This window comes from Streptomyces sp. NPDC029151 (assembly GCF_055564315.1).
Window position 1 is genome coordinate 1,149,558 of the sequence record NZ_JBVHWQ010000002.1, and the last position, 10,400, is coordinate 1,159,957.

The 10,400-nt window shown below is 72.4% G+C and carries 8 protein-coding genes, 1 tRNA gene and 2 pseudogenes; 2 read left to right on the plus strand and 9 right to left on the minus strand.

All coding sequences use genetic code 11. The annotated features are described in order from the left end of the window. Positions 1 to 363: 363 nt before the first annotated feature. Positions 364 to 610: pseudogene (locus tag ACZ4VF_RS12885) on the plus strand (IS110 family transposase); the annotation flags it as partial. Position 611: 1 nt separating this feature from the next. Here the strand turns inward: ACZ4VF_RS12885 and ACZ4VF_RS12890 are convergent. From ACZ4VF_RS12890 to ACZ4VF_RS12900, 3 genes are all read right to left on the minus strand, one after another. Then, on the minus strand, positions 612 to 1,088 hold the full coding sequence (locus ACZ4VF_RS12890) for a hypothetical protein (RefSeq protein WP_467925552.1): 477 nt from the start codon (positions 1,086 to 1,088) through the stop codon (positions 612 to 614). A gap of 116 nt (positions 1,089 to 1,204) precedes the next feature. After that, on the minus strand, positions 1,205 to 3,823 hold the full coding sequence (locus ACZ4VF_RS12895) for a YfjP family GTPase (protein ID WP_467925554.1): 2,619 nt from the start codon (positions 3,821 to 3,823) through the stop codon (positions 1,205 to 1,207). 3 nt (positions 3,824 to 3,826) lie between these two features. Further along, a complete protein-coding gene (locus ACZ4VF_RS12900; RefSeq protein WP_467925555.1) occupies positions 3,827 to 5,434 on the minus strand; it encodes a dynamin family protein in 1,608 nt (535 codons plus the stop codon). A 321-nt stretch (positions 5,435 to 5,755) separates the two neighbouring features. Between ACZ4VF_RS12900 and ACZ4VF_RS12905 the strand changes: the two genes are divergently transcribed. Continuing rightward, positions 5,756 to 5,828: transfer RNA gene (locus ACZ4VF_RS12905), tRNA-Arg, on the plus strand. A 181-nt stretch (positions 5,829 to 6,009) separates the two neighbouring features. Here ACZ4VF_RS12905 and ACZ4VF_RS12910 read toward each other — a convergent pair. From ACZ4VF_RS12910 to ACZ4VF_RS12935, 6 genes and pseudogenes are all read right to left on the minus strand, one after another. Then, entirely contained in the window at positions 6,010 to 7,410 is a 1,401-nt protein-coding gene (locus tag ACZ4VF_RS12910; RefSeq protein ID WP_467925557.1) for a tyrosine-type recombinase/integrase, read from the minus strand. After that, positions 7,410 to 7,607: a helix-turn-helix transcriptional regulator gene (locus ACZ4VF_RS12915; protein WP_467925559.1), complete on the minus strand. Its 198-nt coding sequence runs from the start codon at positions 7,605 to 7,607 to the stop codon at positions 7,410 to 7,412. The genes ACZ4VF_RS12910 and ACZ4VF_RS12915 overlap by 1 nt, the downstream gene beginning before the upstream one ends. Next, a pseudogene (locus tag ACZ4VF_RS12920) lies at positions 7,604 to 9,061 on the minus strand (replication initiator). Before ACZ4VF_RS12920 ends, ACZ4VF_RS12915 begins: the two are co-directional and overlap by 4 nt. Beyond that, the gene (locus ACZ4VF_RS12925; protein ID WP_467925560.1) at positions 9,054 to 9,239 is read right to left on the minus strand and encodes a hypothetical protein; all 186 of its coding nucleotides are present in this window, start codon (positions 9,237 to 9,239) and stop codon (positions 9,054 to 9,056) included. Before ACZ4VF_RS12925 ends, ACZ4VF_RS12920 begins: the two are co-directional and overlap by 8 nt. Positions 9,240 to 9,324: 85 nt before the next feature. Continuing rightward, entirely contained in the window at positions 9,325 to 9,876 is a 552-nt protein-coding gene (locus tag ACZ4VF_RS12930; RefSeq protein ID WP_467925562.1) for a GGDEF domain-containing protein, read from the minus strand. Positions 9,877 to 9,970: 94 nt separating this feature from the next. Further along, the gene (locus tag ACZ4VF_RS12935) at positions 9,971 to 10,285 is read right to left on the minus strand and encodes a SpdD-like protein (protein ID WP_392818310.1); all 315 of its coding nucleotides are present in this window, start codon (positions 10,283 to 10,285) and stop codon (positions 9,971 to 9,973) included. Between the last annotated feature and the right edge of the window lie 115 nt (positions 10,286 to 10,400).

The window sequence follows — 10,400 nt, forward strand, 5'->3', positions numbered from 1 at the left end:
CACTCCCCCTCCCCCCTCCCCCCCTCCCCCCCCCCCTCCCCCCCTCCCCCCCCTCCTCCCCCCCCCCCCCCCCCCCCCCCACCAGCCCGCGACCGCCCGCACCGCCCGCCGCCTCTCCGGCCGGACCCGCCGTGCGATCGCCGTGACCTCAGACTGCCTCCGTCGGGCCGAGCCCGCTGAGCGCTGTGGAAGGCCCCCCGCCTGTGGAAAACTCGGCCACCCGTTCGGGCGAGGACGCATCCCAGCCCCGCACCCCTCCCCGCGGCTTCCCCCGGCTCCCCCGGCTCCCCCGTCACCGTTTTCACGGCTCAGCAACGGAGCCTCCGGCCTTCGGATCCGGCATGACTTCCCCCTCCTGTTGACGGGTCGTCGATCCGCGGCGAACAGCCCTTCAGGAGAGGAAACAAGCAGCTCAAACGGGCTTTCTTCCGCTGCGCGTTCGCCGCCCTCGGCGACCGACCCTCCCGCTCCTGCTACGACAAGAAATCGCCCAGGGCAAGCACCACACCCAAGCCCTGCTCTGCCTCGCCAGACGCAGGGCCGGCGTCCTCTTCACCATGCTCCGCGACGATCCCTTTTAGAACCGCAGCCGTCTGCCTCAGCCACCTGACCTACAGGTCTGCGAGGAGAACGACTCGATCGGCCTCGACATCAAAGCCGAGCACCGGATGGCCATAGTGGCCTTCCGGGGCCATCAGCACGGGCTTGTTCAGCCGCCTTCCGATCTCTCGCAGGAAGCCGCAGAACACATCAAGCCGGTCCTGGCCCTGCAGCTCCCGCAGGTCGACGTCGAAGTCGACTTCGTCGTCGGCATAGAACCGGAAGATCGCCAGCACATCGGCAGTCGGCCAGACCCGCAGGTTCGGGCACTCGGCGTCCGCCGGGCGGCCCAGCACCACCTCCGCCCGAGGAACCGGAAGCACTGTCTCTCCCTCGGAGTACTGGCACTTCCAGCCCTTCTCCCCGACAAGATCGAGGACCGCCTGCCAGTCCTGCACCGAGGCATCCGGGACGCGCACGTCCGGCAACGACCCCATCAAGTCCGGGTCGAAGAAGGAACTCACGTCATCCCACAGCAAATCAGCCACCCCGCCATGCTGCCCGGCTCCCCGACCCAACGCACCTCCGTTTCCCTTGACCAAAGGACCAAGGCATAGGGCACCCCCCGGCGGCCCTTCACGCACCCACCTGCCCGCACGCCCCCTCAGCCCACAGCGGCCCCGCTCCGCACGACCCGGCCGTACTGTTCCCGCACCTCCCGGTACCGCAGCAGTTCCGACGCCACCGGATCGAGCACCCGGGCCCGGCCGCAGCTCGCCGCCGCCTCCCGCAGGCGCCGTTCGGCCTCCTGGCCGTAGCGCCGTGCGGGACCGCGAGCCGCCATCCGGCAGGCCCACTCCACCAGCGGGCCGCCGATGATCCCGCACACCATCAGCAGCACCGGAACCCCCAGGTTGGGCGCCATCAACCCGGCGATCTGCCCGGCCAGCCACGCGCCGCCCGCGATCTGCAACAGGGTCATCGCCGCCTGCACCAGCACGGCCACCGGCCACCAGCCCGGCCGCGGCGGGCGGCCCGTCGGCAGCCCGGCCCGTGCCGCCAGCTCGTCCAGCGCCTCGGGCAGCCCCTGGGAGCCGCGTACGGCGGCCTCACGCACCGCCTGCGCCCAGGGCACCGGCAGCCCGGCCGACGCCCGGTCGGACACCGTACGGACCGCCTGTTCGACACGCTGCCGTGCCGTGGCCTCCTCGTCGGCCTGGGTGCGCACCTGGTGGCGGCCGGTCGTGGAGTCGCCCCGGCCCTGGTACCAGCGCCACAGCCGCAGCCAGGGCGTGCCGCAGGCCCGGTTGGCGTTGCGCAGCCAGGCGCGTTCGGCGGCCTCGCCCGCCGCGGTGGCGCCCACCGCGTCCGCGAGCCGCGCGGCGAACTCCTCACGCGCCTCCTCGCTGAGGCCGATCCGCCGTCCGGTGGCGTAGACGGGCCGCAGCTCGGCTGCGGCGGCGTCCACGTCGGCCGACACCCGCCGGGCCGCCGCGCCGCGCTCCGCCACGAACTGGCCGAGCGCCTCGCGCAGATCGTCGACCCCCTCGCCGGTGAGCGCGGACAGGGCGAGCACGGTGGCGCCCGTTTCGCCGTACTCGCCGAGCGCGATGCCGTCCTCGTCCAGCAGCCGCCGCAGATCGTCCAGGACCTGGTGCGCGGCGTCCCCGGGAAGCCGGTCCACCTGGTTGAGGACGACGAACATGACCTCCGCGTGACCGGCCATAGGCCGCAGATAGCGCTCGTGCAGGACGGCGTCGGCGTACTTCTCCGGGTCGACCACCCAGATCACCGCGTCGACCAGCTTCAGGATCCGGTCGACCTGCTCGCGGTGCTGTACGGCGGCGGAGTCGTGGTCGGGCAGGTCGACCAGGACCAGCCCGCGCAACTGCCCCTCGCCGTCCGGACCGTGCAGCGGGCGGCGGCGCAGCCGGCCCGGGATGCCCAACCGGTCGATGAGGCCGGCGGCGCCGTCGCTCCAGCTGCACGCGATGGGCGCGGCCGTGGTCGGCCGTCGTACGCCGGTCTCCGAGATGGGGACGCCGGCGAGCGCGTTGAACAGCTGGGACTTGCCGCTGCCGGTGGCGCCGGCGAGGGCGACGACGGTGTGCCGGCCGGAGAGCTTGCGGCGCGCGGCGGCCTCGTCCAGGACGCGGCCGGCCTCGGCGAGGGTACGGCTGTCCAGGCGGGTGCGGGAGAGCCCGACGAGTTCACGCAGGGCGTCCAGGCGGGAGCGCAGCGGGCCGTCGTACGCCAGTGGGGCCGGGGCGTGACTGCCGGGCCCGCGGTGCGCCGGCTCGGCGGCGGTGGCGCGCTCGGCGGCGAGGGCGGCGGCGTTGGCCTCGGTGACTCGACGCGCGATCAGACCGTCGTCCCAGGCCTCCGCGGAGGTGTCGGAATCGGCATCCGTGCCGGACTTGGGAGGCGCGGCTCCGGTGCCGGGTTCGGAAGGCGACGCGTCGCAACCGGCGGGACGCACGGGGGGCGCGGAATGGGCTCCGTCGGCCGACCTGGAGGACGCGGCATGGGCTCCCGCGGTGGACTTGGGAGGTGTGGCGTCGGGGTCGGTGCGGTGGCCGGTCTTCGAGGAAGTGGCTTCGGAACCGGTGGCGTTCCCACCCTTCGAGGGAGCTGTGGGCGAGCCGGCGGGGTGGCCGGCCGTGGAGGGGGTGTCGTCGGCCGCGGGGCGGGGTTTCGTCGGTGAGTAGGTGTGCGGCCGGGGGACGGAGACGGCACCGCTCTCCTCGGCGCTGTGCCCGCGCGCGGGGTGATCGGCGCTGTGCCCGCGTACGGAGTGATCGACGCTGTGGCCACGCGCGGGGTGGTCGGCGCTGTGGCCACGCGCGGGATGATCGGCGCCGTGGCCGCGCGCGGGGTGGTCGCGTTCGGCGTCGGGACCGGTCATGCCACCCCTGAAGTGCCTGTTGTTGTCCCTCTGGTCGCTCCGATCGCTGCGATCACTCCCGTCCCTCACGCGCACGGGACGCCCGCCGGCGGTGTCCGCCCCCGTGCCGCCGCCCGCGTCCCCGCTCCCGTCCCCCTCGTCCCCCTTCTCCTTCGAGGGGTTCGCGTCCTGGGAGGGAGCGGTGAAGCGGCCGGTCTCGTCGTCGCCCCGCTCGTCCTCGCCGCGCTCCCCTTTCAAGCGGCTCGACCGCGCTTGCTCGACGCTCCTGCTGTCACGGCGCTCGCCACTGTCACCGGTGTTGCCGCCGTGCTCGCTGCCGTGGTCGATGCGCCTGTGCTCGGTGTGATCCATGTGGTCGTGGTCAGTGACGGCGGTCACCGGTCACCTCTCCTTCTGCAGTACCGACAGCGCGGCGATGAGTTCGGCCTGGGGCTCGGGACGGACGTCCAGGGCGTCGAGGGGGGCGAGGCGCCGCTCGCGTTCGGCGTGCACGACCCGGTCCACGTGCTCGCTGAGCAGCCGTCCGGCCCGGTCGCGCAGCCGCAGCACGCCGTGGGCTCCGAGCCGCTCGGCGAGCCCTTCTCCCGCGGTACGGGCCCGGCGCCCGCCCAGTACCGCGGTGGCGACGAGGGCGGCGACGACCTCGGGGTCGGGCGCGCCGGTGCGCTCCAGGACCCGTACCTCGTCCTCGGCGTACTCCTCCAGCTCGCGCCGCCAGCGCCGGGCCGCGAGCCCGATGCGGTGCTCGGCGCTCTCCAGGGAGGTCTCGCGGGCGGCGAGTTCCGGGGCTTCGGCGGCGGGCTCGCGCCGCCAGGCGTCGTCGACGCGCTCGTCCGCGGCGGTGACGGCGCACAGCAGGAGGGCGGCCAGGCTCTCCACCAGGGCGTCCAGGAGTTCCCCGGCGGTGCAGTCCAGCGGGAAGGCGCGCCAGCGCTTGAGGGCGTCCCCGGCGAGTACGGCGCCGGACTGGAGGCGGGCCCGCACGCGCGCGTGCTCCTTGTCGTAGGCGGTCTCCACGGCGGAGGTGAGCCGGGTGGCCGCCGCGTACTGGGCGGCTGCGGCGCCGGCCAGCTCGGGCATGCGGGATCTGAGCGAGTCGAGGAGGCCGTGGGCGGTGCGGGCCATGACCTGCTGCCGGGCGGCGGGGTCCTGGGCGTGGTGGACGAGCCAGCTCTTCAGGGGCGCGACGGCGGTGGCGGGCAGCAGGCCGGCGCCCCAGGCGGACTCGGGGAGCTCGGGCACGGTGAAGCGGGGTACGTCGCCGAGCCCGGCCTTGGTGAGCAGGGCGCCGTACTGCCGGGAGACCTCGGAGACGACCTGGTGGGGTACCCGGTCCAGGACGGTGACGAGGGTCGCGTCGTACTCCTTGGCGGTGCGCAGCAGGTGCCAGGGGACGGCGTCGGCGTAGCGGGCGGCCGTGGTGACCATGATCCAGACGTCGGCGGCGCAGATCAGTTCCGCGGCGAGGACGCGGTTGTCGGCGAGCAGGGAGTCGACGTCGGGGGCGTCGAGGAGGGCGAGCCCGCGCGGGAGGCTGTCGGCGGTCTCGACACGCAGCACGCGCCCGGGGTCCTCCTCGGCGAGCAGGAACTCGTCGGCGGGGTCCTGGTGGGGCACCCACACGCGGGTGAGCTGGGGGAGTACGCGCATGCCACTGAACCAGTGATGATCCTCCGGATGGCAGACCAGGACCGGTGTCCGTGTGGTCGGCCGCAGCACGCCGGCCTCGCTCACCCGCCGACCGACGAGGGAGTTCACGAGCGTCGACTTGCCCGCGCCGGTGGAGCCGCCGACGACGGCCAGCAGCGGCGCCTCGGGCTCCCGTAGGCGGGGGACGAGATAGTCGTCGAGCTGCGCGAGGAGTTCGTCGCGGTTGGCACGCGCGCGTGGCGCCCCCGCGAGGGGCAGCGGAAAGCGTGCGGCGGCGACACGGTCGCGCAGAGCGGAAAGTGTGTCGAGCAGCTGAGGCCGTACGTCCAAGGTCACCACATGCGAAGAATGCCCAATTTTAGGGGAATTCTGAAGCATATAGACATGTCTGCGCGCCGACAGGACAGAACGGATGGAAGGGACGACCAGGACAAGGGCACAGGCCAGGCATAACGAGTGCACAACACCCGGGGGCGTCGGACGCCAAAAGTCGTGCACGATTCGTACCTGCCTGCGATTATCAGGACCGCTTCACCGAACCTCCACATCGAGCCACGGAGGGGAAGCGACAGGGTCAAGGAACCGGGAGCCCTATCCTTGTCCCCGGCAACGTCACGGGTCAGCCCCCACCAGGGCACCACACACGAGGCCACCCCACCGGCCCCCGTAGCTCAGTGGATAGAGCAGGCGCCTTCTAAGCGCTTGGCCGCAGGTTCGAGTCCTGCCGGGGGCGCTTGTCTCCGCCCTCCCTCTGGGGAGGGCTTTTTGCTGGTCAGAGCGGATGTCCGTGGGTACGACGAAGCCCCGGACGCCCTCTTGATGATCAAGGGTCGGGTCCGGGGCCGTCCGGCTGTCACCGGGTTTTCGCGGGTGGCCGTGTCGAATACGTGTCGAAGTTCTCGACCGGTGGAAGATCAGCCAGCGCCCGGCACCTCCGCCTCCGGAAGGTCACCCGCGGCTTCCAGCCGCCGCTTCAGGTCCGGCAGCTGCCCGTCGATGCACCGGGCGTACGTCGCCAGCAGCACGGCGACGCTGTTCCCGGCCCACTCCGCTACCTGAGCAGGTGGGATGCCGTCGTTGAGCCACTTCGTCAGGCGCGTGTTCCGGTTGTCGTACACCCGCCGTCCGGTGGGCGACTCGAAGACGTGCGGGGGCAGTACGGCCCTACGCGCGCTGCGCCACGCCCGGCGGATGACGGAGCCGGCGAGGATGCCGCCGGACTCACCCTGGAAGAGCAGATCACCCGGCTGGAGCTGTTCGTCGGCGATGTGCTGCCGCAGGATGCGCGTGAGGGCCGGATGCCCCGGCACGGTACGCGTCTCGCCCTCCGCCCGGCCCTTCAAGTCGCGTTGCTCGTGGATCTCCCCCGTGTCGGTCCACTGCTTCCCGATCTCCGGCGTCGCTGTGTGGATCAGCAGCTCACACCACTGGTCGTCGGCGTCGGGCTCGGGCAGGGTCACGTCCTCCACCCGCATGGCGACGGCTTCCTCAGGCCGAGGGCCGCAGTAGTACAGCGTGGCGAAGAAGGCATGGAGCCGCTTGCCGCCGCGCGGCCGGCGCCGGATCCAGTCGAGGATCGCCGCCGCCTGCTCGGGGTTCAGCAAAGACCGCTTGTCGACGGCATTCGTGGTCTTCGTGGCCGCCATCGAATCCTTCCCCTTGGGAAGGGGGTTGGACCGCAGGATGCGCCGCCGGATCGCGTACTTCATGGCGACGTTGAGGATCCGGCGGTTGCGCTTACGGGACCAGGCCGCCGCCTGCTTGCCGTCGAGGCGGGTGTCGATGGCTTGCAGGACCTGGTCGACCTTCTCGGGGTCCTCCCAGGCCGAGACGGGAAGGGAGTTCCGCTCGACCCACTTGAGGATGGCCACCACGTCTCGCGGAGCGTCCCGTCGGCGGTTCGTGTTGAACGCCCACTCACGCAGTGCGGTGCGTACGCCCGCAGGGGCGAACTGGGTGGGCTTGGCCCGCAGCAGGGCGATGGTGGTCGCGGTCAAAGTCTTCGCGATGTTCTTACGGCTGTTGCCGCCGAGTTGAGGCCAACGGGCATCCACGTACTCGACGGCGAACCTGTACCAGCTCATGGCAGCCGACTTGGAGCGATGGGAGACCGGGAGCCCCGTAGCGACGACGAAGGCCTCGCCCTTTCCCGTGGCCCGGATGAGTTCCGAGCGGAAGCCCTCGGCGAGCGCGACGGTGTTGAAGGGCTCACGCCAGCGCTTGCCCGCGACCGTCCAGCGCACGGTGTACGTGGTCTTCCGGGCGCCCTTGTAGGTGAGGATCTTGTAGATCTTGACGTCGTACGTCGTCTCCATCAGGCGGCGTCCTCGCGGTCGTCGAGCCAGTGGTCGAGGTCGCTCCGCCGTATCCGGAGATCGCCGTTCGGGAGCTTGATACAGCGCGGCGCACGGCGCTTGGCCCGCCAGTCGTAGAAGGTCGACCGCGAGATGCTCAGCTCTTCGCATACCTCGGCGAGGGTGAGCATGGTGCGCGCTCCGGCGGCGGTGGTCATGGTGTGCTCCCTTCGCTGAGCAGGGCTTCGCGGGCGGTCTCACGGTTGAGTTGAAGGTCACGGGCGATGGTGGCGGCGAGGACGGACTCGCCGGGGGTGTGGCCGTGGCCGGCGTACTGCCAGTCCGCCAGGACCAGGACGGTGTCCGGCTCGGCGTCGTCCAGGTCGAGGGCTTCGCGTTCCTGGGCGGCGCGGTAGTCGGCGCGGGCCTGGCGTAGGGCGCCGAGGGTGGTGGAGTAGCGGCGGGACTTGGAGGAGAAGTGGCCGCGGAAGCCGAGCATGTGGGCCCAGCGGGCGAGTTGGCGGTCGGGGTAGAGCGCTTGGAGCTGGGCGCAGGCGGCCATGAGGCGGCGGGCGTGCTCTGGTATGTCCAGCCGGGTGAGGTCTTCGCTCAGCCGATGCCATGGCAGGTGACGCAGGCGCTGAGTGCGGAGTCGGCACGGTCGTACCGGCGGGAGCGGCCCGTGCCACGGCACCGGCGGCAGTGGACTGGAGTGTCGGTCGCACCAGTGGTCTCGGCGGCTTTGGTGGCGTACTTGGCGACGTAGGCGGCGACGGCCTGTTCGGTGATGTCGGTGCCGTCACCGAAGGCCTTGACCGGGCGGACGTCGAGCTGGGTGCCCCAGCGGAAGGGTACGGGCGGGCTGGTCCCCGGCGGCGGGTACCGAGACCGAAGTGTAGGAGTGGGCGACGGCAGCCCGGATGGCGTCGGCGAGAAGGTCGACCGTTGCCCAGGTCGGAGGCGGGGTTCCCGGCCCGTCGGGGCCGTCGAGGCGGATCACAGCGTGGAAGTGGATAGCGCCGCGCTTCTGGAACTCGGCAACCTTGCCGTACGACAGCCGGGCGCATTCCTTCAGCTCCCGCTGTGTGAGGCCGGCGCGGGCGGCGACTTCCCGGCGGAGCCGGTTGGTGAAGCGCTGCCAGAGCTGTCCGGCGTGGTTGTTGAACAGCACCGCGCCCGCGTAGTCGTACGTCTTCGGGTCGAGGGCCGTGCCGAGTGCGGGGTCGTCGGCGCTGTGGCGGGTGCCGCAGCGGCAGACGCCCCGGTCGGGCTGGTTGTGCACTCGGCCGAACGAGGGGGCGGTGAGGGTGGCGAAGACGCGGGGATGGTCGCGGACGGTGGCGGGGATGTCTCGGCGGTCGTCCCCGGCGAGACCGGCGCGGATGAGGTGGTAGGTGTCGCCCGCGTAGGTCCAGGCGCAGGACGGGCAGCGGGTGGCGCGGCGGTTGCCGCAGGCGAGGCGGAGCCGTCCGCCGGGTTCGCCCTCGGTGGAGTAGTGGTGCAGGGCCTCACCGGTCGTCTTGTCCTTGTGCAGGACCCAGCCGGTCAGGTGGATGGGGTCGGCGCAGCCGCCCGTGCGGCGGATCTGGTCCTCCCACCGGTGGTAGTCAGAGGCCGAAGCCACCCTCAGCAGGTCGTCGAGGGTGGCACGGTCGAGCAGCTGCTCAGGCACGGGCGCCCTCCGGGAAGCGGCGGGCGGCGACGGTGCCAGTGCCCTGGCAGGCCGGGCAGTGGGCGGTGACAGTGCGCAGGTGGCCCCGGTGGTCGCGGCCGCCGAAGGTGACGGCGACGGAGGCGAAGCCGTCGCAGGCCGGGCAGATCCTCGGCGGGGGCGGGGTGCGGTGGGCCATGATGGTGGTTCCTTTCGATCGCGGTTGGAAGGAACGGCCCCGGGTGGCGGCGTGCTTGGCGGCTTGTGCGCCACCCGGTGGCCTTTCAGCGAGTGGTGCGGGAGCCCCGGCGGGTACGGCCCTTGGTCGCGTACATGGCCGCGTCGGCGGCGGCGAGCGCGTCCGTGAGGAGCGGAACCGCCAGCTCTGCGACGGGGCAGACGCCGACCGAAGCGGCCAGCGGGAGCAACGTCCCGGCGTAGGGCAGCGGCTGGTGAAGTGCGGCGGTCAGTGCGTCGAGGTCGACGGCGGCCAGGTCCCGGATCACGGCGACGAACTCGTCCCCGCCCAGACGGCCGGCGGTGCCGTTGCGTCCGCACCAGGCCCGCAGCCGGGCGGCGATCTCCACGAGGGCGGCGTCCCCGGCGGCGTGGCCGTGGGTGTCGTTGAGGGTCTTGAAGTGGTCGAGGTCGACCAGGAGGACGGCGGCGGTCGGGTGCCGGCGGATGCAGTGTTCGGCGCGGGCGGTCCATCCGGCACGGGTCGGGAGGCCGGTGAGCGGGTCACGGCGGGCGGAGACGAGGCGGCGGGTGAGGATGCCGCCGTGCACGGCCCAGCCGAGTAACGGCACGATGCTCGCGGCTATGTGCAGGTCCATGTCTTTGTCCCTTGGCGATGGCGGTTGGCTTGGCGGAACCCGGTCCCAGGAGCGGCGGCGTGCTTGGCGGCTTGTGCGTCGCCCCTGGGACCGCTCAGCGGCGGTGCTGCGAGGAGATGAGCGAGCGGATCACCACGGCGCAGACAGCGACGGACGCGCCGGTGACGGCGACGGCCAGGAGCATCGAGACCAGGACTGCACCGACGACCAGGACCACGGCCGTGCCGCCGCCGACGAGGGCGAGGACGGCTCCCGGGGTGAGCTGGACGGTGGGCCGGGAGGGGACCTGGGCGGCCCGAGCCGGGGCGGGCGCCGGGTGGTGCTGGACCACGGTGGTCGGCTCGATGACGGTGGGCGGGGAGACGAGTCCGGTCGGGGTGGGCATGGTCGGGATCTTCGGGCGGAGCATGGCGGTTCTCCCTTCGCTACTTGGTGAGGGCGGTGTCGATGGCGGGGGCGAGGACGCTGTCGGCGAGGAGGTAGCCGCCGAGGAGGAGGACGGCGATGAGCCAGGCGGGCGGGCG